This is a genomic window from Achromobacter sp. ACM05 (assembly GCF_019218915.1).
Lineage (GTDB): Bacteria > Pseudomonadota > Gammaproteobacteria > Burkholderiales > Burkholderiaceae_B > Achromobacter > Achromobacter animicus.
On record NZ_JAHUWQ010000001.1, the window covers coordinates 921730 to 947681 of the forward strand.

24 protein-coding genes are annotated in these 25952 nt (G+C 66.5%); 17 read left to right on the top strand and 7 right to left on the bottom strand.

Annotated elements, in window-relative coordinates:
- Positions 1 to 253: 253 nt before the first annotated feature.
- The 11 genes from dapA (at position 254) to clsB (ending at position 12688) form a co-directional block, all read left to right on the top strand.
- Positions 254 to 1168 carry a 4-hydroxy-tetrahydrodipicolinate synthase gene (gene dapA / locus KW836_RS04205; RefSeq protein ID WP_218342517.1) on the top strand — a complete coding sequence of 305 codons (915 nt, stop codon included), beginning with the start codon at positions 254 to 256 and terminating at the stop codon, positions 1166 to 1168.
- 101 nt (positions 1169 to 1269) lie between these two features.
- Complete coding sequence (locus tag KW836_RS04210; protein WP_175136899.1) at positions 1270 to 2055, top strand: sterol desaturase family protein; 786 nt, start codon at positions 1270 to 1272, stop codon at positions 2053 to 2055.
- Complete coding sequence (locus KW836_RS04215; protein ID WP_246282819.1) at positions 2055 to 2981, top strand: fatty acid desaturase; 927 nt, start codon at positions 2055 to 2057, stop codon at positions 2979 to 2981. Before KW836_RS04210 ends, KW836_RS04215 begins: the two co-directional genes overlap by 1 nt.
- 36 nt (positions 2982 to 3017) lie before the next feature.
- Positions 3018 to 4958 (top strand): iron-containing redox enzyme family protein, encoded by a 1941-nt coding sequence (locus KW836_RS04220; protein WP_218342518.1) that lies wholly within the window; start codon positions 3018 to 3020, stop codon positions 4956 to 4958.
- Positions 4955 to 5851 (top strand): hypothetical protein, encoded by an 897-nt coding sequence (locus KW836_RS04225; protein WP_175124744.1) that lies wholly within the window; start codon positions 4955 to 4957, stop codon positions 5849 to 5851. The genes KW836_RS04220 and KW836_RS04225 overlap by 4 nt, the downstream gene beginning before the upstream one ends.
- Positions 5852 to 5975: 124 nt before the next feature.
- Positions 5976 to 7259, top strand: coding sequence for a putative Na+/H+ antiporter (locus tag KW836_RS04230; protein WP_218342519.1), 1284 nt, complete (start codon positions 5976 to 5978; stop codon positions 7257 to 7259).
- 205 nt (positions 7260 to 7464) lie between these two features.
- Positions 7465 to 7800 (top strand): FmdB family zinc ribbon protein, encoded by a 336-nt coding sequence (locus KW836_RS04235; RefSeq protein ID WP_218342520.1) that lies wholly within the window; start codon positions 7465 to 7467, stop codon positions 7798 to 7800.
- A 17-nt stretch (positions 7801 to 7817) separates the two neighbouring features.
- Positions 7818 to 8483, top strand: coding sequence for a DUF502 domain-containing protein (locus KW836_RS04240; RefSeq protein ID WP_370632979.1), 666 nt, complete (start codon positions 7818 to 7820; stop codon positions 8481 to 8483).
- A gap of 36 nt (positions 8484 to 8519) precedes the next feature.
- The gene (gene aspS, locus KW836_RS04245) at positions 8520 to 10307 is read left to right on the top strand and encodes an aspartate--tRNA ligase (RefSeq protein WP_175124740.1); all 1788 of its coding nucleotides are present in this window, start codon (positions 8520 to 8522) and stop codon (positions 10305 to 10307) included.
- A 306-nt stretch (positions 10308 to 10613) separates the two neighbouring features.
- Entirely contained in the window at positions 10614 to 11480 is an 867-nt protein-coding gene (locus KW836_RS04250) for an endonuclease/exonuclease/phosphatase family protein (protein ID WP_175124739.1), read from the top strand.
- Positions 11477 to 12688, top strand: coding sequence for a cardiolipin synthase ClsB (gene clsB, locus KW836_RS04255; RefSeq protein ID WP_218342521.1), 1212 nt, complete (start codon positions 11477 to 11479; stop codon positions 12686 to 12688). The genes KW836_RS04250 and clsB overlap by 4 nt, the downstream gene beginning before the upstream one ends.
- A 10-nt stretch (positions 12689 to 12698) precedes the next feature.
- Here clsB and KW836_RS04260 read toward each other — a convergent pair whose 3' ends face one another.
- The 4 genes from KW836_RS04260 to pgi all read right to left on the bottom strand — a co-directional run bounded on the left by KW836_RS04260 (position 12699) and on the right by pgi (position 17296).
- Positions 12699 to 13568: a DMT family transporter gene (locus KW836_RS04260; protein WP_218342522.1), complete on the bottom strand. Its 870-nt coding sequence runs from the start codon at positions 13566 to 13568 to the stop codon at positions 12699 to 12701.
- A gap of 21 nt (positions 13569 to 13589) precedes the next feature.
- Positions 13590 to 14942 (bottom strand): MFS transporter, encoded by a 1353-nt coding sequence (locus KW836_RS04265; protein WP_191577564.1) that lies wholly within the window; start codon positions 14940 to 14942, stop codon positions 13590 to 13592.
- 99 nt (positions 14943 to 15041) lie between these two features.
- Entirely contained in the window at positions 15042 to 15611 is a 570-nt protein-coding gene (locus tag KW836_RS04270; protein ID WP_175124869.1) for a carbon monoxide dehydrogenase subunit G, read from the bottom strand.
- 92 nt (positions 15612 to 15703) lie between these two features.
- Positions 15704 to 17296 carry a glucose-6-phosphate isomerase gene (gene pgi, locus KW836_RS04275; RefSeq protein WP_218342523.1) on the bottom strand — a complete coding sequence of 531 codons (1593 nt, stop codon included), beginning with the start codon at positions 17294 to 17296 and terminating at the stop codon, positions 15704 to 15706.
- Between the two features lie 236 nt (positions 17297 to 17532).
- Between pgi and KW836_RS04280 the strand changes: the two genes are divergently transcribed.
- The 3 genes from KW836_RS04280 (at position 17533) to KW836_RS04290 (ending at position 21122) form a co-directional block, all read left to right on the top strand.
- Positions 17533 to 18636 (top strand): glycosyltransferase, encoded by a 1104-nt coding sequence (locus KW836_RS04280; RefSeq protein WP_218342524.1) that lies wholly within the window; start codon positions 17533 to 17535, stop codon positions 18634 to 18636.
- A gap of 157 nt (positions 18637 to 18793) precedes the next feature.
- Entirely contained in the window at positions 18794 to 19831 is a 1038-nt protein-coding gene (gene waaC, locus KW836_RS04285) for a lipopolysaccharide heptosyltransferase I (protein ID WP_175136889.1), read from the top strand.
- Between the two features lies 1 nt (position 19832).
- A complete protein-coding gene (locus tag KW836_RS04290; protein ID WP_218342525.1) occupies positions 19833 to 21122 on the top strand; it encodes a 3-deoxy-D-manno-octulosonic acid transferase in 1290 nt (429 codons plus the stop codon).
- On the opposite strand, the gene KW836_RS04295 is transcribed toward KW836_RS04290, so the two are convergent.
- From KW836_RS04295 to KW836_RS04305, 3 genes are read right to left on the bottom strand one after another with little or no spacing between them, the layout of a single operon-like run.
- On the bottom strand, positions 21119 to 21283 hold the full coding sequence (locus tag KW836_RS04295) for a hypothetical protein (protein WP_175124874.1): 165 nt from the start codon (positions 21281 to 21283) through the stop codon (positions 21119 to 21121). The genes KW836_RS04290 and KW836_RS04295 overlap by 4 nt on opposite strands.
- A 12-nt stretch (positions 21284 to 21295) precedes the next feature.
- The gene (locus KW836_RS04300) at positions 21296 to 22102 is read right to left on the bottom strand and encodes a type III pantothenate kinase (RefSeq protein ID WP_218342526.1); all 807 of its coding nucleotides are present in this window, start codon (positions 22100 to 22102) and stop codon (positions 21296 to 21298) included.
- Complete coding sequence (locus KW836_RS04305; protein WP_218342527.1) at positions 22099 to 22950, bottom strand: biotin--[acetyl-CoA-carboxylase] ligase; 852 nt, start codon at positions 22948 to 22950, stop codon at positions 22099 to 22101. The genes KW836_RS04300 and KW836_RS04305 overlap by 4 nt, the downstream gene beginning before the upstream one ends.
- 94 nt (positions 22951 to 23044) lie before the next feature.
- Here KW836_RS04305 and KW836_RS04310 point away from each other — a divergent pair, with 94 nt between their 5' ends.
- Genes KW836_RS04310 through KW836_RS04320 form a run of 3 tightly spaced genes read left to right on the top strand, consistent with a single transcriptional unit; the run spans position 23045 to position 25948 of the window.
- Positions 23045 to 24175, top strand: a complete 1131-nt coding sequence (locus tag KW836_RS04310) for an ABC transporter permease (protein WP_175185921.1) — start codon at positions 23045 to 23047, stop codon at positions 24173 to 24175.
- Positions 24175 to 25014: an ABC transporter ATP-binding protein gene (locus KW836_RS04315; protein WP_175124877.1), complete on the top strand. Its 840-nt coding sequence runs from the start codon at positions 24175 to 24177 to the stop codon at positions 25012 to 25014. Before KW836_RS04310 ends, KW836_RS04315 begins: the two co-directional genes overlap by 1 nt.
- Positions 25001 to 25948: an MlaD family protein gene (locus KW836_RS04320; protein WP_175124878.1), complete on the top strand. Its 948-nt coding sequence runs from the start codon at positions 25001 to 25003 to the stop codon at positions 25946 to 25948. Before KW836_RS04315 ends, KW836_RS04320 begins: the two co-directional genes overlap by 14 nt.
- Positions 25949 to 25952: the final 4 nt, after the last annotated feature.

Below are 25952 nucleotides of genomic sequence, written 5' to 3' on the forward strand. Positions count from 1 at the left end.
TCGCGTCCCGCTCATCCATGATTCATCAGGCCCACCAGACTGCTAGCCGACTCCGCGCCCTTGGCGTGGTGCTGGCTGCCGCCGGCCTGAAATCCAAAAAACAGCCGCTCATCTGACCGGAGCATGCTGTTCCGTCAGATGGGCGACGGAACAGCGGCCTCCTGGCGGCGCTTTGGCGCCTCCGCGCGCACCCCCTGACCTCCCGAGCACTTCTGTACGGTCCCCCCAACGGTCCATACGAAGGAGTGTTCTCATGCAATCTCAACAATCTCTGTTCCAGGGCGTCTGGGTGCCGCTCGTCACGCCGTTTTCCGGCGGCCATGTCGACGGCGGGGCGCTGCGCCGCCTGGTGCGCCACTACGTGGCCGCGGGTGTGGACGGACTGGTCGTGTGCGGCAGCACGGGCGAGGCCGCGGCGCTGGACGATGCCGAACAGCTTGCCGTGCTGGATACGGTGCTGACCGAGGCGGGCGACCTGCCCATCGTGATGGGGCTGGCGGGCAATCATCAGGGGCACGTGCTGCATCGGCTGACGGCGTTTGGCACGCGTCCCCTGGCCGGCATCCTGGCGCCCGCGCCGTACTACGTGCGGGCGGGCCAGGAAGGGGCCGCCGCGTACTTTCGCTGCCTGGCCGATGCCTCGCGCTTTCCGCTGGTGCTCTACGACATTCCGTACCGGACCGGCACCGCGCTGGAGACGCCCACGCTGCTGGCGCTGGCCGCGCATCCCAACATCTCCGCCATCAAGGATTGCGGCGGCTCGCTGGACAAGACGGTGGCGCTGATCAGCGATGGGCAGATGAACGTCCTGGCCGGCGAAGACCTGCAATCGCTGTCCGCGATGTGCCTGGGCGCCACCGGCATGATCGCCGCGGCCGCGCACGTGCGCCCCGATCTCTTCGTGACGATGCACCGCGCGGTGCGGGCGCAGCGGCTGGACGAAGCCCGATCGCTGTTCCATGCGCTGGCGCCGGTGATCCAGCTGGTGTTCGGCGAGCCCAATCCCGGTCCGCTGAAGGCGGAGCTTGCGCGGCAGGGGCTGCTGTCGAACGAACTGCGCCTGCCCATGCTGCCGGCCAGTGAATCCCTCGCGGCGCGCTTGGGCGCCGCCGTGGACGCGCTGGACCGCCAGTTTCCGGCGCAAGGCGTCACCCTGCGCGCGGCATGAGCGCTTTGTGGCGTCCGGATTCAATTGGTAATAAATCGCCTACCGGGAAGCTGACGGATTGCTTATGATGCGGCCATTCTTCGGGGTGACATAAAACCTTCATGGGCCAAGCTTTTGAAGCCTTGTCCGCCTGGCAGGTCATGCTGGCGGGGCTGCTCTTCTTCGGCGGCATCTACCTGGTCTTTGGCGCGGCCACCTGGTTGCTGACCCGGCACATCCTGCCGGCCCTGGGGCTGGGCCGGCCGCTCGATCCACGGCCGCTTGCGCCGGGCCAGTTGCGCCGCGAGCTGGCACAGTCAGGGCTGTCGATCCTGTTGTTCGGCACCGGCATGATCTTTCCGTGGGGCCTTCTGCAATTAGGGTGGGCGCGTCTGGACCCGGACGCGAGCTGGCAGCAGATCGTGCTGGAAATTTTGGCGCTGGTGGCCTGGAACGACGTGCATTTCTGGATCAACCACCGGCTGCTGCACACGCGGCTTCTGCGCCGCTTTCACCTGCCGCATCATCGCTCGGTCGTGACGACGCCGTTCTCGACGTACAGCTTTCATCCCATCGAGGCGCTGATGTTGGGCAACGTGATCCTGCTGCCCATGGTGGTGCACGATTTCAGCTTCTGGTCGTTGTTGTCGGTGCCGCTCTTTAGCCTGTTCTTCAATTGCATCGGTCACGCCAACTACGATTTCTTTCCCAAGGTCTCGTACGCGCACTGGTTCGCCGCCAGCCGCCGGCACCATCTGCACCACGCCTGCTACAACGGCAACTACGGCTTCCAGTTCACCTTCATGGATCGCCTGTTCCGCACGCGGCTGGGGGCGGAAGCCGCCGAGCGACAGCTGGAAGCCTATCGGCAGCGCGAGTCCGGCGCCGGCCTGCGAGGCTCCGCATAGTGGCGGCAAGGATCGGCCCGAATGGCCAGAGCGGCCCGCGGCGTGCGCTGCCCACGCTGCGCAACCGGCGGGATTGGCAGAGCCTGACCTATCTGGCTGCGCTGCCCCTGCTGGCGGCCTGGCAGTGGTTCAACGGGTTTTGGTGGCCGGCCTATGCGCTGATGCTGTTTCTGACCCTGGGCATCGGCGTCATCCATCACAACCACACGCACATCCGGATGTGGCGCGGCCGCTGGGCCAACCGCATCACCGACTTCTGGATCACGCTGCTGCAGGGCCATCCGACGTTCGTGTTCTATCCGGCCCATGTGGCCAATCATCACCGCTACAAGCATGGCGAGCGCGATGTGGCGCGCACGTACCGGTTTGGCGGCGACACCAACCATTTGTGGGGCTACGTCATCCATCCCGTGCAAGCGGCCTGGGTGCTGTATCCCCTGTTTTTCGCGTGGCTGGGCCGGCTGCGCAGACACTGGCCGGGCGCCTTTCGCTATTGCATGGCGCAATACGGCGCGTGGCTGGGCCTGTGGGCCGGGCTGATCGCGGTGAACCCGGTCAAGGCGCTGGTGTTCGTGATCGTGCCGCAGCTGCACGGCCTGCATTGGCTGCTGGCCACCAATTATCTGCAGCACGCGCATGCGGACGGCGGACCGCGGCACGTTGCGGGCCTGAACTACGCGCGCAATTTCGAGGGGCTGGTCAATCCGCTGCTGTTCAACATCGGCCTGCACACCGCGCACCACGAGCATCCGCGCGCGCACTGGTCCGAACTGACCGGCCTGCATCGTGACTACTACCGCAGCCGCGTGCGTGCTGAATTGAACGAGCGCGGCCTCGTGCCCTATATGTTCCGCACCTTCGTGCTGGGCGCTTTCGTGCCGCGTTTTCGCAGCCGTTCCTGCATGGCGCCCGAGCACGTCCGCTAGCGCCGTACACCCCCATTTCCCAACCAGAGATCCGTCATGCCCATTGCGTTTCATCGTGTCTACCTGGAGAGCGCCGGCTATTTCATGCCGGGCGAGCCCGTGTCCAACGAAGCCATGGACGACTACATCGCGCCGCTGAACCGCATGTCCAGCCGGATCAAGAGCCGCATCCTGGCCGAGAACGGCATCAAGCAACGCTACTACGCGATCGATCGGGATGGCGCGACCGTGTTCTCGAATGCGCAGCTTGCAGCCAACGCGATTCGCGATTGCCTGCGGCGCCATGACACCGACCTGTCGGCCGTATCGATGCTGGCCAGCGGCTCGTCAGGCGGCGATGCGCTGATGCCGGGCTTTTCCAACATGATCCAGGGCGAGCTGGCCGCGCCGCCGATGGAGACGCTGTCAGTGCATGGCATCTGCGCGGCGGGCGTGTCGGCGATCCAGGCGGCCGCGCAAGGCGTCGAGTTGGGCGCGCATGCCAGCGCGCTGGCCGTGGCCAGCGAACTGCCGTCGCGCCTGTTCAAGCGCTCGCGCTTTGCCGCGCGCGGCTACGACGCCGACTTCGACGCGCATTTCCTGCGCTGGATGCTGTCGGACGGCGCCGGTGCGGTGCTGCTGGGCAATGGCCAGCGGCCGCTGCCCGGCGCGTCGCAGGGCGTGCGCTTGCGCTTGAAGTGGGTGCATCAGCGCTCGTTCTCCGGCGACTATCCGGTGTGCATGCAGTTGGGGCTGTCGGCCGACCGGAGCAAGGGGCATCTGGACTACCCGTCCTGGAACGAGGCCGAGGCCGATGGCGCGTTGTCGCTGCGCCAGGACATCCGCCTGTTGCCGCATCTGTTCGACATCGGCATCCACGAGTACGCCAAGCTGGTGCGCGACGGCTGGGTGGATCCGGACCAGGTCGATCACTTCCTGTGCCATTACTCATCGGAAAAATTCATTCCGGTCGTGGAAGACCTGATGGAGAAGGCTGGCCTGGTGATCCCGCGCGAGCGCTGGTTCAGCAACCTGGCATGGCGCGGCAACACGGGCGCCGCCTCCATCATGATCATGCTGGCCGAATTCCTGGAAACCCGCGAGGTCAAGCCGGGCGAGCAGATCTTCTGCTACATCCCCGAGTCCGGGCGCTTCATGGCGGCCTACATGCTGCTGGAAGCCGAAGCGGTGCACGCCAAGCCTGCGGTTGCCGTAGGCGTTCCGGGCGTCGCCACGCCGGGCGCCGCTGCGCGCGAAGACGCGGCGTCCGCCGACGCCGACGCTATCGCGCCGCCGCACGATCCCGACATGGCGCCGCAAGGCCTGGGCCAGCTTCTGACCGAACTCGCGGCGATCTGGCACGACTACCGCTCGCGCGTGTGGCGCACGCCGGTGATCCGCCGCCTGCGCAACCTCCAATTCCAGACCACGGATTACCTGACGTGGATGGAGAACTGGATTCCGCAGGTGCGCGAAGGCAGCAAGTGGATGCGCGAAGGCGCTGCGTCGCTGACCGAGCAATACGCGCCGCTGGCCGCGCTGATCGACATGCACGCGGGCGAAGAGCAGAACGACTTCCAGATCTTGTTCGACGACTACCGCACCGCGGGCGGCACGGTGGACAGCATCGACGCCCTGCGCCGCAATCCCGGCGGCGAGGCGCTCAATGCCTACCTGCACAGCCTGGCCGCCACGCGCGATCCGATCGGCCTTTTGGGCGCCATTTACATCATCGAAGGCACGGGGCAGCGCATCGTGCCGGCGCTGCTGCCGCTGCTCAAGGCCAGTCTGAAGCTGCCGCCCGACGCCTTCCGCTTCCTGGAATACCACGGTCACAACGATGAACACCATCTGGCGCGCTGGCTGTCGGCCGTGGAACTGGCGCTCGATTGCGACGAGGATGGCCGCGCCGAGCAGCGCATCGTCGACACCGCGCGCCGCACGGCGGCGCTTTACCTGATGCAGTTTCATCACGTGATGGAGGCGGACGCGGCATGAACAAGGAGCCTGAATTCCTTGCCCGGGAGCACGATCCGGCGGATCCCAGCCCCTGGCTCGCGTTGTACCTGGACCGCAGCACGCCGCTGCCGGACAAGGTCAAGAAGGCCTGGCTGACGGATTCCAGCTGCGCGTCGCGCCAATACCTGTTGCCGTTCCTGCGGCCGCTTGCGCGGGCCTTCATCATCCTGATCCAGATCGTCAAAACGTTCCTGCCGCGACGCTGGTCGCATTCCCGGGTGCTGCATCGCATTCTGGCGTGGGGCTTGAAACGGTTCGTGTCGCCCGAGGCCAACTGGCTGATCCTGCGGCATTTTCATCTGGGGGCGCAGGCGTTGGCGTTCATCGCGGCGAACTCGCCGGTGCCGATCACTACGACGCCGCTCGAGCCGATGACGATCGACGACCTGAAGGACGATCTGTTCGTCAAGCACGACCTGAATCTCTTCAACTTCGTCATCCGGCTGAACCAGGCGCTGCGGGATGCGGGCGTGGAGATGCACGCGCCGCAGACCGTGGACTTTTCCATGCTGCGCGACCCGCCGATCCGGCTGGAGGACATGCCGCAAGGCAAGCTGAACTTCCTGGACCTGCAAAGCGCCATCGAGCTGTTCACGCCGCTGTATCAACTGCTGCTGACCGACAACGACTTCTGGCGCGCGGCCAATTCGCTGCAGCTCGATGAGACCGTGGGCATCTATGCGGCCAAGCTGCTGGGCGCGCCGCAGCACCTGATCCTGGTCAACAACAGCCATCCGCTGGTGCCCATGTCTACGCTACGTGCAGGCTACCGGCTGGTGCTGCATGGCCTGTCCACCGAGATGCTGCACAGCCTGCTGATGGAGATGAAGGCGGCCCAGGCGGGCGCCGAACCGCCGGCCCCGATCGCGTAGAAAAGGCGGCAGGGATCAGTGTTGACCCTGCGTTACACCGGCCAGCCGCTGGGCTATATTGCGACGCTTGTCCGACAAGCCCGCCGGAACACCCCTCCGCCGGGCGTCATAGGAATTGCCGCAAATGCCCCAGACGCTAGAGGTCATCGCCACCATCCTGTTTGCCGTGGCGGTCCTCCACACCTTTTCGGTTCCCTTCTTTGCGCGCCTGGCGCATCGGGGCGGGCCGCACGCGGGCTTCTGGCATCTGTTTTCCGAGGTCGAGGCCGTCTTCGGCGTCTGGGCCTTCGCGCTGATCGTGACCATGGCCGCGCTGGCCGGTCCGTCGGCCGCCATCGACTACATGGACACGCGCAACTTTACGGAGCCGCTGTTCGTCTTTGTCATCATGGTGGTGGCGGCCAGCCGGCCGATTCTTGAGCTGGTTGGGCTGCTGGTCCGCATCGTGGCGCGGGCGCTGCCCATGCCGCGCGAGCTCTCGACCTTTTTCGTGGTGATGGCCCTGGTGCCGCTGGGCGGCTCGTTCATCACCGAACCCGCCGCGATGACGCTGGCCGCCATCCTGCTGCGCGACGCGTACTTTCGCAGCAGCGGCCGGGCCGGGTTCAAGTATCTGACGCTGGGCGTGCTGTTCGTGAACGTGTCCATCGGCGGCGTGCTGACGTCCTATGCCGCGCCGCCCGTCCTGATGGTGGCGGGCACGTTCGGCTGGGATTCGGCCTTCATGCTGCAGCACTTCGGCTGGCGCGCGGCGCTGGCAGTCTGCCTGAACGCGGGTCTGCTGACGTTCATCTGCCGCAAGGCGCTGCTCGAAGGCGCGGTGGGCACGCGCGGCGGCGTCGATGCGCCGGACGGCGCCGGCAAGCGCGCGCCGGTGCCCGCCATCGTGATCCTGGTGCACCTGGTGTTCCTGGTCGCCATCGTGCTGACCGCGCACCATCCGGCCATCTTCCTGGGCCTTTTGATGATGTTTATCGGTTTTTCCGAGGCGTACAAGCGGCACCAGGACCGCCTGATGATCAAGGAGGGCCTGATGGTCGGTTTCTTCCTGGCCGGTCTCGTGGTGCTGGGCGGATTGCAGAAGTGGTGGCTGCAAGGACTGCTTGGCGGGCTGGAGCCCTTCGTCCTGTTCTGGGGCGCGACGGCGCTGACGGCCATCACCGACAACGCGGCGCTCACCTATCTGGGGTCGCTCGTGGAAGGCACCAGCGAGGCCTGGCGCTACATGCTGGTGGCCGGCGCGGTCACGGGCGGCGGGTTGACGGTGATCGCCAACGCGCCCAATCCGGCCGGTTTCGCCATCCTGAAGAACCATTTCCCGGATGGCAGCATTTCGTCCGGGCGCCTGTTCCTGTGCGCCTTGGGACCGACCCTGGTGGCCGCCGTGATGTTCTTGCTTCCCGTGTAGGGGAAGGCCGCCCGCACCGGGCAGGCCGTGCCCCGGGCGCCGGCTTGCGGCCGGCAGGGTGGGGCGGACACCGACGCTTTATGAAAAACCGCTAAAATTCAAGACTTTCCCGTATTTTTCCGGCCTTGCCCAGCCGCCGAGCCTTGCGCCCGCGCGCGGCAGCAGGCGGAATTTGATATGCCGGGCTTGCGCCTGGGAGCCCTCGATGCCCATCTACGCCTATAAGTGCAGCGCCTGCGGCCATGCCAAAGACGTCTTGCAGAAGATTTCCGACGCGCCGCTTTCGGTTTGCCCCGAATGCGGCCAAAGCACGTTTTCCAAGCAGGTGACCGCGGCTGGATTCCAGCTCAAGGGCTCCGGCTGGTATGTCACGGACTTCCGTAACAACGGCAGCGGCAACAGCAGCAGCGGCGCCAACAGCAGCAGCCCGGGCGCCGCCCCGGCCTCCGCTGAAAGTGCCACGCCCGCCGCCGCGCCGGCTGCCGCGCCTGCCGCAGCCCCCGCCCCGGCGACGCCTGCTGCCGGCAGCGCCGCTTCCTAGAGCGCATCGCGATGCGGATGCGCGTCATCAAGAAGTACTTCATCACCGGGCTGCTGATCTGGGTTCCCCTGGTCATCACGGTGTGGGTACTGGGACTGCTGGTCGCCACCCTTGAAGGGTTCGTGCCCGGCTTCCTGTCGTCCGAATCGCTGTTCGGACTGGACATTCCCGGTTTCCGCTTCGCCCTCGTGATCGTGGTGGTGCTTCTGACGGGCGTCTTCGCCGCCAACCTGATCGGCCGCACCATGGTCGACCAGTGGGAAAGCCTGCTGGGCCGCATCCCGCTCGTGCGTTCCATCTACAACTCGGTCAAGCAGGTCAGCGATACCGTGCTTGCCCCCAACGGCCAGGCGTTTCGCCGCGCGGTGCTGGTGCAGTATCCGCGGGCAGGCGCCTGGACCATCGCTTTCGTCACCGGCACGCCCAGCGGTGAAGTGGCCGCCAGCCTGCCTGGCGACCACATCAGCCTGTACGTGCCGACGACCCCCAACCCCACATCCGGCTTTTTCCTGATGGTGCCTCGCGCCGAGGTCGTCGACCTTCAGATGAGCGTGGACGCGGCCTTGAAGTACATCGTTTCCATGGGCGTGGTCGCCCCGGTCCCGGGGGCAACGCCCGTGGTCCGGCCGGCTGCGCTCTCTCCGGCGCCGGGCGTGCAGGACGCACCCCGCGCCGATTCGTAACCCTTACACACCAAGCACAAAACGGAGTCATCCCGCATGCGTACCTGCTACACCGGCCAGGTTTGCCGTGACCATCTCGGCCAGACCGTCACCCTGTACGGCTGGGTGAACCGCCGCCGCGACCACGGCGGGGTCATCTTCATCGACCTGCGCGACCGCGCGGGCCTGGCGCAGATCGTGTTCGATCCGGACAACGCCGCCTTCGCCACCGCCGAGCGCCTGCGCAATGAATTCTGCGTCCGCGTCACCGGCCTGGTGCGCGAGCGTCCGGCCGGCACGGCCAACGCTGAACTGGCCTCCGGCGAAATCGAAGTGCTCTGCAAGGAAGTCGAGATCCTGAACGCGTCGGTCACGCCGCCGTTCCAGCTGGATGACGACAACCTGTCGGAAACCACCCGCCTGACGCACCGCGTGCTGGACCTGCGCCGTCCGCAGATGCAGCGCAACCTGATGCTGCGCTACCGCGTGTCCATCGAAACCCGCAAGTTCCTGGACGAGCTGGGCTTCATCGACATCGAAACGCCGATGCTGGCCAAGAGCACGCCGGAAGGCGCGCGCGACTACCTGGTGCCCTCGCGTGTCAACGCCGGCCACTTCTTCGCGCTGCCGCAATCGCCGCAGCTCTTCAAGCAGATGCTGATGGTCTCGGGCTTTGACCGCTACTACCAGATCACCAAGTGCTTCCGCGACGAAGACCTGCGCGCCGACCGTCAGCCGGAATTCACCCAGATCGATTGCGAAACCTCGTTCCTGAACGAATTCGAAATCCGTGAAATCTTCGAAAACCTGATCCGCCACGTGTTCAAGGTGGTGCAGGGCGTCGACCTGCCGTCGCCGTTCCCGATCATGCCGTGGACCGAAGCGATGCGCCGCTACGGCTCGGACAAGCCCGATCTGCGTGTGCAGCTCGAGTTCACCGATATCACCGACGTCATGCGCGACGTGGACTTCAAGGTGTTTGCCGCCGCCGCCACGGCGCCCGGCAGCCGCGTGGTCGCCCTGCGCGTGCCCGGTGGCGCCGAAATGTCGCGCAGCGAGATCGACGCCTACACCCAGTTCGTCGGCATCTACGGCGCCAAGGGCCTGGCCTACATCAAGGTCAACGAAGTGGCCAAGGGCCGCGACGGCCTGCAATCGCCCATCGTCAAGAACCTGCACGACGCTGCCCTGGCCGAACTGGTCAAGCGCACCGGCGCCCAGGACGGCGACATCATCTTCTTTGGCGCGGACCGCGAGAAGGTCGTCAACGACGCCATCGGCGCGCTGCGCGTGAAGATCGGCCACAGCGAGTTCGGCAAGAAGACGGGTCTGTTCACGGCCGGCTGGAAGCCGCTGTGGGTGGTCGACTTCCCGATGTTCGAATACGACGAGGAAGACGGCCGCTACACCGCTGCCCACCACCCGTTCACCAGCCCCAAGGACGGCCACGAAGACTTCCTGGAATCCGATCCCAGCAAGGCGTTCGCCAAGGCCTACGACATGGTCCTGAACGGCTGGGAAATCGGCGGCGGCTCGGTCCGTATCCACCGCGAGGAAGTGCAGAGCAAGGTGTTCCGCGCGCTCAAGATCGGCGCCGAGGAAGCCCGCGAGAAGTTCGGCTACCTGCTGGACGCGCTGCAGTACGGCGCGCCTCCGCACGGCGGCATCGCCTTCGGCCTGGACCGCATCGTCACGATGATGACCGGCGCCGAATCGATCCGCGACGTGATCGCCTTCCCGAAGACGCAGCGCGCCCAGGACCTCCTGACGCAAGCGCCGTCGGAAGTCGACGAGAAGCAACTGCGCGAGCTGCACATCCGCCTGCGCAACGTCGAAAAAGCGTAAAGCCCCGGAGCGCCGTTGGCGCTCCCCCCCGGCGGCCTTCTTCACGGGGGCCGCTGGCGGACCGGCAGCGCCGGATCTGCGGCGGTCTGCTTGAAGCACGATCCGCACTGGGCGCCACGCCCGAATCATGAGCAGGTTTCAAGTGTCTGATCAGTCAGTCTGGCGTGACCGCATGCCGCAAAGATGGGAATGCCCGGCTGAAATGGAGTAATCTGGCTAACGCCGCCAAACACGGCGGCGGCTGGCCAGAGGACCTACCGGGACCCGGCCGGTGGTTCCCAAGATTTGAAAGGCGCCATTGCTTCCATGTCGCTCATCCGAGTCGTCAGCTACAACATACACAAGGGCCGTTCGGCACTAGGCCGGCGCGACTCCCTGAATGAACTTCGCCTGGGCCTGTATGGCCTGCGCCCTGACCTGGTCTTCCTGCAGGAGGTCCAGGGCCGCAACGAGCAGAAGTCGCTGCTCGACGCTCAGCACGAGTCCCTGGCCGCGGCATTGCGGCTGGATGTGGCCTATGGCCGCAACGCCATCCGTCACGCCACCGACCACGGCAACGCGCTGCTGTCGCGTTATCCCATCCTCGACCACGAAAATCTCGACATCTCCGACCATCGCCTCGAGCAACGCGGGCTGCTGCATGCGCGCATCGATGTGGGCGATCGGGCGGTGCATTGCTTCGTGGTGCATCTGGGCCTCTTTGCCGGCAGCCGCAGCCGCCAGATCCTGGCGCTGACCGAGCGCATCAAGCGCATGGTGCCCGACGGCGAGCCCATCCTGATCGCCGGCGATTTCAACGACTGGAATGACCGGCTGGCGCCCATGTTCGTGCAGCAGCTTGGGCTGTACGAAGTGTTTTCGCATGCCCCGCGCAGCCATGGCGGCGACCTGCCGCGCCTGCGCGACTCGGTCAAGCGGCTGTCCAATGCCCTGCGCGGTTTGCCCAGCAGCGGCGTCTCGGTCATGGAGCGCAACAACCAGCTCGGCATGGACGGCAGCTCCCGGCTGCTGGCGCCGCCGCCGCGCACGTTTCCCGCCGTGTTCCCGTGGTTCCGCCTGGACCGCATCTACCAGCGCGGCTTTGCCGTGCGCAGCGCCCGGGTGCTGCGCGGCCGCGAGTGGGCCAAGCTGTCCGATCATTCGCCCTTGCTCGCGGAGCTGGAACTCCCGTGAAGGACGAGCAGGACAGGCTGGAGTGGGTGCAGGGCAACGATATCCGTCTGCTCCAGAATGGCGCCGACTTCTTTCCCGCGCTGTGCGCGGCGATCGACGCGGCCACGGTCAGCGTGCACCTGGAAACCTACATCTTCATGCTCGACCGCACCGGCACGAAGGTGCTGGAGTGCCTGTCGGCGGCCGCGCGCCGTGGCGTCAAGGTACGCGTGGTCCTGGATGGCTTTGGCAGCGCGCTGCACGGCGAGCGCGTGCGCGTCGCGCTGACCAATGCGGGCGCGCAGTGCCGCATCTTCCGGCCCGAGCCGCGCTGGTTCGCGCGCTTTGTGCCATCGCGCAGCCGCCTGCGGCGCCTGCATCGCAAGGTCACCATCATCGATGGCCGCATGGCGTTCATCGGCGGCATCAACGTCATCGACGACTACGATGACCTGGATCCCACCGACGGCCTGACCGGTCCGCGTTTCGACTTCGCCGTGCAGGTCGAAGGCCCGCTCGTCACGCAGGCGGCCCATGCGCAGGATCTCTTGTGGGTACGCTTGAACTGGGCGCGGCTGCGGCGCCATCCGCGCGATTGGCATCGCCTGCAGCTGCTCAAGCCGCGCGACGTTCCCGCGCCGCCGGGCGGCATGCTGCGCGCCGCGCTGGTGCTGCGCGACAACCTGCGTTTCCGCAGGACATTCGAGCGCGCCTATCTGTTCGGCATCTCGCGCGCGCGGCGCGACATCCTGATCGCCAATGCCTATTTCTTTCCGGGCGTGCGCTTTCGCCGCGCGCTGGCCAAGGCAGCCGCCCGCGGCGTGCGCGTGCGGCTGCTGCTGCAGGGCAAGGTCGAATACCGGATGCAGTATCACGCCACGCGCTCGCTGTATGACAAGCTGCTGCGCGACGGCATCGAGATCTACGAGTACATGCCGAGCTACCTGCACGCGAAGGTCGCGGTGATCGACAACGTGGCGACGGTGGGGTCATCGAACCTGGACCCCTTCAGCCTGCTGCTGGCGCGCGAGGCCAATGTCGTGGTCGACAGCCAGCCGTTCGCCTGGGACCTGCAGGAGCGCTTGGAAACCGCCATCCGCGAAGGCGGACGCTTTATTCGGCCGCTGGATTACCAGCGCCGGGGTTTCGTGCGGCGGTGGGTCGATGCGGCGTCTTATGCGTTGCTGCGGATTGGCGTGGCGTTCACGGGCACGTCGGACAAGTACTGAACGCGCGCGCTCATGTACGGGGTTTGAGAAGCCCCAGCGCCAGCGCCGTACCCACCAGGATGATGGCCGCGCCAATCGCGATGGACGGCGTCACGGCTTCATCCAGCAGCGTCGCGCCCCAGACCACGCCGAATATCGGCACGAGGAACGTCACGCTCACGGCCGCAGTGGGACCCACATTGGCGATCAGCCGGAAGAAGATGATGTAAGCCGCACCGGTGCAGACCACCGCCAGCAGTATGGTGGAGATCCACGCGGGCGCCGATGCCGGCGTCTCCGGCCAAGCCGGAATGGCCAGCGGCAACAGCACGAGCGACGCGGCGATCATGCTGCCCGTGGCGCTTGCCAGCGCATCCACGCCTGTCAGGAAACGCTTTGTCCAGTTGGCCGCGATGCCGTAGAAGACCGGCGCCGACACGGCAGCGAGGACGGCGGGGCCTGTGCCGCCATCCTGGAAATTCAGCTTGTCCCAGACCAGCACGACGATGCCGATCAAGCCGATGAACAGCCCCAGCGACCGCATCCACGGGAGCCTGTCCTTGAGCCACAGCCACCCCACAACGGCGCCCCACACGGGCGTCACCGCATTGGCCACCGACAGGAAGCCGGCGCCCAGGGACTGTGCGGCATAGGCGTAAAGCAGAAAGGGCACGGCGGCATTGAGGGTGCCGACCACCAGCAACGCCTTCCAGTGGCGTCCGATGATCGGCAGCTTGCCGCGCCACATCGCGGCCGGCAGCAAGAACAGGGCGGCAAGTCCGACGCGCAGCTCGATCAGTGCGATGGGTCCGAACTCCTTGACGGCCACGCGCATGAACAGAAAGGAGCCGCCCCAGACGGCGGCCAGAAGCAGCAAATCCATCAGATTGCGTTGACGCATGATTTGTCTCGGGCGTACGCCTTATTTCCGGTTCGTGACCAGATTCTTCATCTTCACCCGGTGCGCCAGCAGCGCGCAGGTCAGGGACAGGACGATACACAGGATCAGCCCGGTCCGCACGCCGGAAAGCACCGTGCTGTGCGAAATCAGAATGCCGACCACGGCAGTGCCCAGCGCGCTGCCGATGGCGCGCGTGGTCTGCACCAGCGCCGACGCCACGCCCACGTCGCGCCGCTCGCTCAGCATCTGCATGAAGAGCGTCAGGTTGGGCAACAGAAAGCCCAGCGCGCAGCCGTTGACGAAAAAGGCGGACAGGATCCACCACGCCGACGTGCCCGGTGAAATCAGCAGCACCATCAGCGAACCCGCTGCCAGCAGGCCGCCGCCGAACACCATCAGCCGCTGCGGCTCGGTCTGCTTGGGAAACATGCGGCCGTTGATGATGCTGCCGACCGAGATCGCGGCCACCAGCGGCGTCAGCAGCAGGCCCGCCTGGCTGGGCGTGTAGCCCAGCACCTGCTGCAACAGCAGCGGGCTGTAGAAGATCAGGATGAACATCACCGCGCCCACCATCATTGCTGCGACGTTCAAGAGGCGCGGGTCGCGGCCGGACAGCACGCGCAGCGGGAAGATCGGCGACTTCACGCGGCGTTCGGTCGGAATCAGGATGGCAATGGCGGCAGCGCCGACCAGCGCCAGCGTCAGGCCGAGCATCGGGTGCGCGTGTTCGCCGCTGGCGAAAGCAAGCTCCAGCGCGGCCAGCGGCGCGCCCACGGCCAGCACGAGCAGAATGGCGCCCACCCAGTCGATCTTGCGGCTGCCATCGTGAATGGGCCGGATGCGCGGGAAATAACGGGCCAAGAGGAAGAAGGCGGCCGCGGCCGCGATCGGCGTGATGAAGAACGCCGCGCGCCACCCCAACGCCTGCGTGGCCGCCCCGCCCAGCACCGGGCCGATGCCGCTGGCCATGGCAAAGGCCGCGGACACCAGCGCCATCCATCTGACCCGCTGCTTGGCGTCGGGAAACAGATCCGCCGGCGCGGCGAACGCCGTGGCGATCATCATGCCGCCGCCCACCCCCTGCAGGGTGCGGAACACGATGAGTTGGGTCATGGACTGCGCCAGGCCGCAGGCGATGGAGCCCAGCGCGATGATCAGCACCGACACCAGCATCAAGGGCTTGCGGCCAAACATGTCGCCCAGCCGGCCGAAGATCAGGATGGAGGCCGCAGTGGCCAGCAGATAGCCCGTGCCGACCCAGGCGTAGAGCGCCATGCCGTTCAGCGCCTCGGCCACGCGCGGCAGGGTGGTGCTGATGATGGTGGAATCCAGGGCGGCAAGCACCACGGTGGCCGACACGCCTGCCATCGCCATCAGCAGGTCCCGTCGTGAGCGTGTGGGATCAGTGGCTGGCTGCGGGGGCGTCGGCGGCGGATTCATGCCGGCAAGGATATCACCGGCACCCTAGGGTTATCACTTGTAAAACGTGTGGTATCCCCAGAAAACCGCGATGACCAGCACAACCAGCATCCAGGACCAGCGCGAATTCGAAAGGCCGCGCGCTTCTGGTTCGGGAGGCGGAGGAGGGGGCGCGATCCGCGGCTGTGCCGCCATGTGGTCGATGAAGGAAGCGAAGAACTTCTCGATGATCTTCTCGCCGGCCTTCAAGAGAACGCCTTCTCCGCATTCGCCCAGCTTGCCGCCCGCCATGCCAGCCACCGTGTAGGCCACGCGGGTGCCCTGGTCCTTGGTGGTCAGGTTGACCTGCGCCGTGCCGATCGCCAGGCAGGCGGCGCGCCCCTTGCCTTCGAATACCAGCGTGCAGCTGTCGGGGGCGTTCATGTCGGAGAGCAGGATCTCGCCTTCGTAGTCGGTGTCGATGCCGGCGATCTTGGCGCGCAGCGTGACCGCATATTCGGTCGGGCTGCGCATGGCGACTTCGACACACCCCGGAATGCATTTCTGTAACACTCGCGGGTCGGTCAACGCATCCCATGTCTGGTGCTGCGTCGAAGGAATCCATTGGGCATCGGCAATGCGCATGGCTGTCTCCTTGTAGAAACGCTTTATGTGCATTCTGTGCCCAAAAGGCGGGTTTGGCTATCTCGGGGACAAAACCCTGCCAGGCCAAGCGGTCAATCGTGGTTGTCGCGGTCCTGCCGGTCGCCTGCCAGCAGCGAGATCCAGTGCCGTGTCGATTGGTCGTGCGACGGCGCCTGCAGTTCGCCATGGAGTTCGCGCAGGATGCCGCTGGCCATCTTCTTGCCGGCTTCGACACCCCATTGATCGAAGGGGTTGATGCCCCAGACCAGCGCTTGCACGAAGACCTTGTGCTCGTAAAGCGCGAGCAAGGCGCCAAGCGCCTCGGGCGTCAGGCGCGGAAGCACGATCAGCGTCGAGGGCCGGCCGCCCTGATGGTGGCGGTGGCGGGCAAGCCATTGCGCATCGGCTTCCGGCATACCTTGCGCCTTCAGCGCCGCCTCATCCGCGTCGATCGATGTGCCCCGCAGCAACGTCTGGCGCTGCGCGAGACAATTGGCCAGCAGCATGGCGTGTTCCTCGACCCATTGATGGTCGGCTTCGCGGCACATGATGAAATCGACCGCCGCGCCGTCCGTGCCTTGGTGCAGCCACTGGAAGAACGTGTGCTGCCCGTCCGTGCCCGGCATGCCCCACACCGAAGGACCGGTGGGCACGCCCACGGGCCGGCCGGCAATATCCACGGATTTGCCGAGCGACTCCATGTCGAGCTGCTGCAGATAGGGGGCCAGGTATTGCAGGCGGGCGTCGTAGGCGGCAATGCTCAGTGAGCCGTAGCCGAGCACGCTGCGGTTGGCGATGCCGGCCAGCGCGAGCTGCACCGGGGCGTTGTCGGCGATGTCGGCCTGGGCGAAGTGATCGTCCATCGCGGCGGCGCCGGCGCGGATGCCCTCGATCACGTCCAGGCCCACGGCCAGCGCAACCGGCAGGCCGACAGCCGACCAAAGCGAGTAGCGGCCCCCCACCCAGTCCCAGAATTGGAAGGTCTGGTTTTCGGGAATGCCGATCTTGGCCGCCGCCGCCGGCTTGGCAGTGATGGCGACCACATGGTCGTAAGGATTCTCTATGCCCGCATCGGCCAGCCACTGCACGGCGCGCCGCAGGTTCGCCAGCGTCTCGGCCGTCGTGAACGACTTGGACGTCACCACCACGAGCGTTTCACGGGGGTCCATGCCCAGGACTGCGTCCTCGATGGCGTGGCCGTCGATATTGGCGACGAACTTGAGGTCACGGCGGCAGCCGTAGCCACCGCACGCGTCTGTGGCCAGGCGCACGCCCCAGTCACTGCCGCCGATGCCGATATGGATGATGGACTTCCATTTGCCGTGCGCATCAGCGTCCTGCACGAAGTCGCGCACGCGCTGGTGTTCGTGGGCGACTTCCGCGATAGGCTGACGCGCGCGCAGCATCGTGTGCCACGCAGCCCGATCCTCGGTCATGTTGACAGGCTCGCCCGCCAGCAAGGCCTTGCGCGCGGTGTCGAAGCCGCGTGCGTGGAGCAGGGCGGCGCCGGCCTGCCGCGCGGCGGGCGAGTCGACATGCGCGCTCAAGTCAACGGTCAGGTCGGCAGCCTGCACGAGGCGCAGCGCGTCAGTGCAAAACGCGCCTTCCAGGACGGCTTCGGAAAATGCCTTCCATTCGGGCAGTTGCAGCAGGCTTGCGTGTTCAGCGGGCTTGAAAGGATGCATATTTTCGAGAATACGTCTTGATGCTGGAATCGAGGCAGCGGATGACCGGAATCATCATCCGAACTTTTCTTGCCGTTCGGAAAAGGTCCGCAGTTTAGCCGTTTGGCTGTTGTCGATGCGTGCCCCATTTAATTTTTGGAACAACGTATCCGTCCATTTGTAAACCTGCCGATCTTATGTTCATTACACAAATGCGTCTGACGCTACAATCCGCCTAACTTTTTAGGCGCCCTTCCATGCTGTACGTACTCGTAGCGTTCCTGGTTTCGCTCATTTCGACCTTGCTGATCGTTCGCTACCGCTCCTGGCACCTTGGTCTGACGGCCGATCACGACCTGGAAGGAGTGCAGAAGTACCATGCGGCCCCAGTGCCGCGCATCGGTGGCTTGTCCCTGCTCGTCGCTTCCGGTGTGACCTGTGCATTGGTCGCCGTGCGCGAACCCGATGTGCTTCCGAGTTTTGTTCTGTTGATCGCGGCAGGCATGCCTGCTTTTTTGGGCGGGTTTGCCGAGGACCTGACCAAACGGGTGCGCGTGCTTGTCCGGCTGGGACTTGCGATGCTCTCGGGTGCTGCAGCGTTTTATCTACTGGGCGCTGAAGTGACGCGTGTCGACATTATCGGCGTGGACTGGCTGCTGCAGTTCGGGGTGATTTCGCTGGTATTTACTTCCGTCGCCATCGGCGGCGCCGCCAATGCGATAAATATTATCGACGGATATAACGGCCTGGCCGCCGTGGTGTCCGCAATGATATTGGCCGGTTTTGCGTACGTATCGTTTTACCTGGGTGACCGCTTCCTTCTGATTGTTGCCTTGAGCACCTTGGGCGCCGTCATCGGCTTCCTGGTCTGGAATTTTCCGCACGGCCATATTTTCCTTGGTGATGGTGGCGCATATCTTCTCGGATTCATCATCGGTGAGCTGTCCGTGTTGATGCTCGCGCGGCATCCCTACGTCTCCGCCTGGTTCCCCCTGCTGTTGTGCATCTATCCGGTGTTCGAGACGCTCTTCTCCATTTACCGCAAGAAATTCCTCCGGGGGCGCTCGCCAGGCGCGCCGGATGGCGTGCACTTGCATATGCTGATCTACAAACGCCTGGTCCGCTGGGCCATCGGTTCGCGTGAAATGCGGCATCAGACGCAACGTAATTCAATGACGTCGCCGTACCTGTGGCTGCTCTCGTCGCTGGCAGTTATCCCCGCGGTGCTTTTTTGGCAGAATCCCTGGCTGCTGATGCTGTTTACGGGTGTTTTCTCGACGACGTATGTCGTGTTGTACCGCCGCCTGGTTTTGTTCCGAATGCCAAAGTGGATGATCTTGAAGAAAAAGAAGCGGTCATAATCCCGATTTGGTGTCTGCCGCAGCTTGCCCGGAACGGCACGACAAAGGATGCGCTGGCGTGCGCAGCAATTGCCATTGTTGATGTAAAGTTCCGGCTGCGTTGATCGGTGTCTGCTCTCATCGGGTCGAGCGCGGCTCCCTGCACCAATCCTTGTCCATGCCCACACGAATTCTCATCGTTCGCACGTCCTCCCTGGGCGACCTCGTCCACATGCTGCCTGCGATCACGGATATCGCCCGGCACGTGCCGGACGCGCAGATCGACTGGGTCGTCGAGGAAGCCTTCGCCGAGATCCCGTCGTGGCATCCCGCCGTCAACGAAATCATCAAGGTCGCGCACCGGCGCTGGCGTAAGTCGTGGTGGTCGGCTCAAGTGCGCGCCGAGCGGCGCGCGCTGCGCGAGCGCCTGCGGGCCGTGCGCTACGACGTAGTGCTGGACATGCAGGCCCTGCTGAAATCGGCGTGGCTCGTGCGTCAGACGCAGGGCGTCAAGCACGGCCTGGACTGGCGGTCCGCGCGCGAGCCGCTGGCCTCGCTGTTCTACAACGTGCGTCATCGCGTCGAGTTCTGGCAGCCCGCGGTGATCCGCCAGCGCAAGCTGGCCGGGCTGACGTTCGGCTATCAGCATGCTGGCTTGCCCGATTTTGGCTTGCAGGCGTTTGCGCGCCAGGCGACCCAGGCGCCCGAGCCGGTCGTCGAAGTCGGCAGCGGCGGTCTGAACGCCGCCGAGCTGCCGCGGCTGCATCATCTGGACACTGACCGCGGCTATGCGGTGATCATGCCGTCGGCCAGCCGTGACGACAAACTCTGGCCCGAGGAAGACTGGCGCGTGGTGTTCCGCCGCCTGCGCGAGGCCGGCTGCACGTTGAAGCTGCTGGCCGGCAACGAACAGGAAGCCGAGCGCGCCCAGCTGCTGGTGGCCGGCATGGAGGGGGCCGAGGTCATGCCCCGCATGGATCTGTCCGCCGTGGCCAAGCTGCTGGCCGGCGCCCGCCTGATGGTGGGCCTGGACAGCGGCCTGACGCACCTCTCAGCCGCGCTGGGCCGTCCCACGATCGGCATCTACCGGGCTTCCACGCCCGTGCGCACCCCCCTGGTCGGGTCCAACTACACCGCCAGCCTCGGCGACCGCGGCGCCTCGCCGTCGCGCGAGGCCGTCATGGCCTCGGTCGAGCAGGCGCTCGCCGCGCAGTGACATGAACCGCGGCGTCTACACGCTGGGGCTTCGGGCGCTCGCGCCGCTGATCTGGCTATGGATGGCCCGCCGCGCCAAGCGCGCCGGGGGCCGCTGGGAAATCTTCTCTCCCGAACGCTTTGGGCGCCCTGATCCGGCCACCGTGCTGCCGGACAACCCGGTCTGGATGCATGCCGTCAGTCTGGGCGAGACGCGAGCCGCCCTGCCGCTCTTGAACGCACTGCTGGCGCGCGGCCTGCCGGTGTTGCTCACGCACACGACGGCGACCGGCCGCGCGGAGGGCGAGCGCCTGTTCCAGGATGCCATCGCGCGGGGGCAACTGCGGCAGGTCTGGCTGCCCTACGATTTTCCGGGCGCGACCCGCCGCTTCCTGGCGGCGCACCGGCCGCGCTGCGGCCTCTTGATGGAACGCGAGATCTGGCCGAACCTGCTGGCCGCTGCGCGGCAGGCACGGGTGCCCATGGCGCTGGTCAGCGCGCGTTATTCCGCGTCGTCGCTGCGCCAGGCGCGCCGGATGGGCAGCGTGATGCGCGAGGCCCTGGCCGGGCTGGACATGGTGTTGGCGCAGACGGCGGAGGATGCCGGGCGGCTGGCCGAGGCGGGTGCGCCGGCGGCCGTCGTGACCGGCAACCTCAAGTTCGATCTGGTGCTGCCGCCCGCTCAGGTAGAGGCGGGACGCGCGTGGCGGGCACAGCTCGGGCGCCAGGTGGTTGCGGTTGCCAGCACGCGCGAGGGCGAGGACGCGCCGTTCATCGAGGCGATCAAGCGTCAGGCCGCAGCGCCGGGCGCGCCGCTTTTTTTGTTGATCCCACGTCATCCCCAGCGCTTTGAAGAAGCTGCGCGCCTGCTGTCGGACGCGAAAGTCGGTTTTGTGCGCCGTTCGGAAGGCACGCTTGCGCCACCGGACGCCGCCGTGCTGCTTGGGGATTCGCTGGGCGAGATGGCGTTTTATTACGCAGCTTCGGATGTAGCGATCGTGGCGGGCAGCTTTGCGCCGCTGGGTGGCCAGAACCTGATCGAAGCCTGCGCGGCGGGCGTGCCCGTCATCGTCGGGCCGCACACGTTCAATTTCAAGCAGGCGGCGGAAGACGCCATCGAGGCCGGCGCCGCGCTGCGCGCCGAGGATCCGGCGCAGGCAGTGCACGCGGCAATCGCGCTGCTGCGGGACACGCCGCGCCGGCAGCTGGCGAGCAAGGCCGCGCGGGCTTGGTTCGACCAGCATGCGGGCGCCACCGGACGGACGATGGATGCGTTGGGACCCTGGCTGGACGGAGCGTCGCCGGGCCGTTAAGGCGTTTTACGCGGCGCCAACGTCACCGCGCCCGGATTCAATTCCTGGCTGAATCGCCGCCCATCGCGGCCTTCGTCTTCGGGCCGGGCGCCCAGCCAGCCTTGTCCCAGCGCATAGACGCCCAGATTCGCCAACAGGATCAGGATGAAGAGCACGCGCATGCCGGACCTTCGTCAGGGAGTGGTGTTCAAGGTGGCGCGCGCTACGGCGGCCAATCCGTCCAGGACCGGGTGGTCCAGGTAAACGGGAACCGGCGTGGCGCCGAATGCCCCGCCCGCGTCGGCCAGCAGCCGTTCGATTTCCTGGTGCACTTCGGGCCAGCCGCCGCCGGCCGCGTAGATCTGCGGGGTCTGGCCGTAGCGCTGGCGGCCCGCCAGCCATTGGCGCACGACCGCGCCGGCCTGCGCAGCGGCGATGCCGGAGGCGATGGCCTCGTGCGTGTCCGTGGGATAGGGCACGACCTGGCCGTTGGCGATGGGCAGGTTGGCCGTGCCGTGGGCAAGCGACGTGCGCATCATGGCCGGGCCGGGCAGGATCAGGCCGCCCGCAAAGACGTTGTCCGGTCCGACGGTGTCGATGGTGGTGGCGGTGCCGAAGCTGGCCAGCACGAACGGCGGGTGCGTGCCGGGCAGGCGCGACAGCACGCCGAGCAGCGAGGCCCAGCGGTCGGCGCCCAGTTGCGTGGGCGTGCGATAGCTGTTGACCAAGCCCAGCGTCGTTGCCTGCGAAGGCGACCAGTTGACGGTGCAGCCGTGCTTTTGCAGGATGGCCGCGATGGCGTCGCCGCGGGCCGCGCCAGCGACATTCACGCCCAGCGCGCGCCGCGGCGGCCGGGGCAGGGCGGCAAGCCAGTCATCCAGCGCGTTCAGGTCCAGGCCGTCGAAAGCGACGGCCGCGGGCTCGCGCGGCATGTCCGGATTGGTGGCGTCCAGCCAACCCACTTTGAGGCGGCTGTTGCCGGAGTCGATGAGAATAATCATGCTTGGCGTCGAATCGAAATTTCACCGACCGAGATCGGTGTGGCGCCCTCGGGCGTTTGCACCAGCAGGCGGCCTTGCTCGTCCACGCCACAGGCGGTGCCGCTTAAAAGAATAGCGCCCTTGTCCAGCACGTTCACCTTGCGGCCCGCGAGCGCGTCCACCTGGTCGAAGCGCTGCCGGAATGCGCCGAAGCCGTCGCGTTCAAGTGTGCGGACCGCCTCGTGCCACGCCGCGGCGCTGGCGCAGATCAGGTCTGCGGCCACGGCGGCGCGCTCTGCGCCGACCTGCACCTGCGTCCAGTCTGCAATCTCGCGGCCCAGCGCCAGCGACAGTTCGGCCGCATCGGCAAGATTGACGCCCATGCCGATCACCACGGTGTAGCCGGTGTCGCGGCCGCCCGGATTGCGGGTGGTCTCGACGAGGATGCCCGCCAGCTTGGCGTCGTGCCATTGAATGTCGTTGGGCCATTTCATGCACAGGCCATGCGATCCCGGCCCGGCGACGGTGCGCAGCGCTTCGCAGGCAGCCACGCCGGCAAGCGGCGATAGTGCCGCCAGCTGCATGGCGGGCAGGTGCACGTCAAAGGCGCACGAGAACATCAGCGTGGAGCCCGAGCGGTTCTGCCACGGGCGGCCCGCGCGGCCGCGGCCGGCATCCTGCTGATGCGTGCCCAAGAGCCAGGGCTTGCCCGCGCCGGCACCGGTGCGCGCACGCGCCAGCAGGTCGGCATTGGTCGATCCGGTGCTGCCGGTCCAGGTGACGTCCTGGAAGGCGGGCAGGCGCTGCGCCAGCGTCCGGGCAAGCGTTTCCGGGGCGGGTAGGTCGATGGGGCAAACGGGGGCGGGCATGGCCGCGATTGTAGGGCACGCGGGCCGCGCTCGCGGCCGTAGCCCCCCTGCGTTTATGATTGGCGATACATTTTTGCATCCGCACCCCGACGACATGCCGCATTCCGCATTGCTTGCGACCGCCGCCGCGCCTTTCCGCCATGAAGGCGGGGTCTGCCACGTCGGCGGCGACTGGAGCGTCCTGGCGCTGGCCGAGTCGGGCGAAGTGGAACGCAGACGCGCGGCGCTCGCGCGGGCGGCCAAGGAAGGCGCGCGCTGGGACATGCACGCGATTCACCGGCTGGACACGATCGGCGCGCTGATCATCTGGCAGGCGTGGGGCGAAAAGCTGCCCGAGCGCGTGCGCTGGGGCGCGGGGCAGCAGGACGTCTTCAACGCGCTGGCGATGAACAAGGGCGAGACGCCCGCGCCCGCCGCCAAGCCCGAAACCTGGACATGGGTGCGCGCCACGGGCGGTGCGATCCTGCGGGCCGCCGAGAACGGCAAGGCGCTGCTCATCATGCTGGGCCAACTGGTGCTGGACGTGGGCGCCATGCTGCGCCGGCCCTGGCTGGGACCGTGGCGCGAGATTTCCGCGCAGGTGTACCGGACCGGCGCGCAGGCGCTGGGCATCACGGCGCTGGTGGGCTTTCTTATTGGTGTGGTGCTGTCCTACCTGTCGGCGCAGCAGCTTCAGATGTTTGGCGCCGACCGCTTCATCGTGCGTCTTCTGGGCGTGTCCATCGTGCGCGAGCTGGGCCCCGTGCTGGCGGCCATTCTGGTGGCCGGGCGTTCGGGGTCTGCGATCACGGCGCAGATCGGCGTGATGCGGGTCACACAGGAACTGGACGCCATGCTGGTCATGGGCATTTCGCACGGCCAGCGGCTGATCCTGCCGCGCGTGGTGGCGCTGGCGATCACGATGCCGCTGCTGGTGCTGTGGACCAGCGCGATGGCGCTGCTGGGCGGCATGCTGGCGGCGCAGGCGCAACTGGGCGTGTCCGCGCAGTGGTTCCTGCAGTCGCTGCCTGATGCGATCACGCTGACCAATTACTGGATCGGCATGCTGAAGGGCGTGACCTTCGGCATCCTGATTGCGCTCATCGCCTGCCATTTCGGCCTGCGCATCCAACCCAACACCGAAAGCCTTGGCCGCGGCACCACTACGTCGGTGGTTACGTCGATCACGGGCGTGATTCTGCTGGATGCGGTGTACGCGGTCATTTTCAGTTCGGTGGGCATCTGATGAACAACGCCACGCAGAATCGGCTGTTCACCGAAGAGGGCGTGACCGTCGAGCCGGTCATTACCGTGCGCGGCCTGCGAACCGCGTTTGGCGACCATGTCGTGCACGACAATCTGGACCTGACGGTGTTTCCGGGCGAGATCCTGGTGCTGGTCGGCGGTTCAGGCACGGGCAAGACGGTGCTGCTGCGGCAGATCATCGGACTGGACGTGCCGGCGGCGGGCACGGTGAAGGTGCTGGGTCACACGCTGTCGGAATTGACGGCGGGAGAGCGCCGGCGCCTGTCATACCGCTGGGGGATGCTGTTTCAGGCGGGGGCGCTGTTCTCGGCGCTGTCGGTGTTCGACAATGTGGCGCTGCCGCTGCGCGAACTGCGCACGGTGCCGGAAGACCTGGTGCGCGACGTCGTCATGTGCCGGTTGGCCATGGTGGGCCTGTCGTCGCGCGATGCGGACAAGCGCCCGTCGGACCTGTCGGGCGGTATGGTCAAGCGCGTGGCGCTGGCGCGCGCGCTATCGCTGGACCCGGAATTGCTGTTCCTTGATGAGCCCACGGCCGGGCTCGATCCGCTGCGGTCCGACGAATTCGTGGACCTGGTGCGCAGCCTGCACCGGCAGCTTGGCTTTACCGTCGTCATGGTGACGCACGACCTGGACACGCTGCTGGCGCTGGCCACGCGCGTGGCCGTGCTGGCCGAGAAGCGGGTGATCATTTGCGACACGGTGCCTGAAGTCCTGAAGTTCGATCACCCGTTCATACATACATTCTTCCTGGGCGAGCGCGGTCTGCGCGCGCTGGGAGACCTGGCACCGAAGGGAATGCACCATGGAAAACCGTAGTCATGCGCTCATGGCCGGTATCTTCACGCTGGTCCTGCTGGCTGCCGCGACGCTGACGGCCATCTGGATCGGCCGCGACCGGACGCAACTGCAGCCATACGAAATCATCTCGGCCACGGCCGTCACCGGCCTGAACCCACAGTCGGCCGTGCGCTATCAGGGCGTGCCCGTGGGCCGCGTGCAGTCGCTGGCGCTCAACCCCAACAAACCCGGGCAGGTGCGCATCCGCATCGGCGTGGCGCCCAACACGCCGATCACCGAATCGACGTGGGCGGAACTAGGCGTGCAGGGCGTGACCGGCATGGCCAACGTGGACCTGCGCGACGACGGCTCGTCGCTCAAGCGCCTGACGTCCACCGCCGAGCATCCGGCCGCCATTCCGCTGCGCCCGGGCTTTCTGGACCGCATCGAGAAGCGTGGCGACCAGTTGATCTCCAACGTCGAAGTCGCGACCGAACAATTGAAACGCGTGCTGAGCGAACAGAACGTGCAGGCGCTCACGGCCAGCCTGCAGAATGCCAACGACATCTCGCTGTCCCTGAAGGAAGCCAGCCGCGACCTCGCGCCCACGCTGGCCAAGCTGGGTCCGCTGATGGATTCGCTGAACAGCACCTCGCGCCAGGCCGATCGCGCCGCGCGCGAGATCGGCGACCTGGCCCAGCAGGCCCGGCAGTCGCTGGCGCGCCTGAATGCGCCGGACGGCCCGCTGGCGGTGGCCACGCGCAGCCTGAACGACATCGCCCTGGCCGCCGCGCGGCTGGATGGCGAGACCCTGCCGGCCTTCACCACCATGGCGAACGACGTCAGCACGGCCGCGCGTGGCGCCGCCATCACCCTGCGCCGTGTGGACAACACGCCGCAATCGTTCCTGTTCGGTCCCCCGCCCATCGCGCCGGGACCCGGCGAACCCGGTTTTGCCGGATTCCGGAGATAGACCT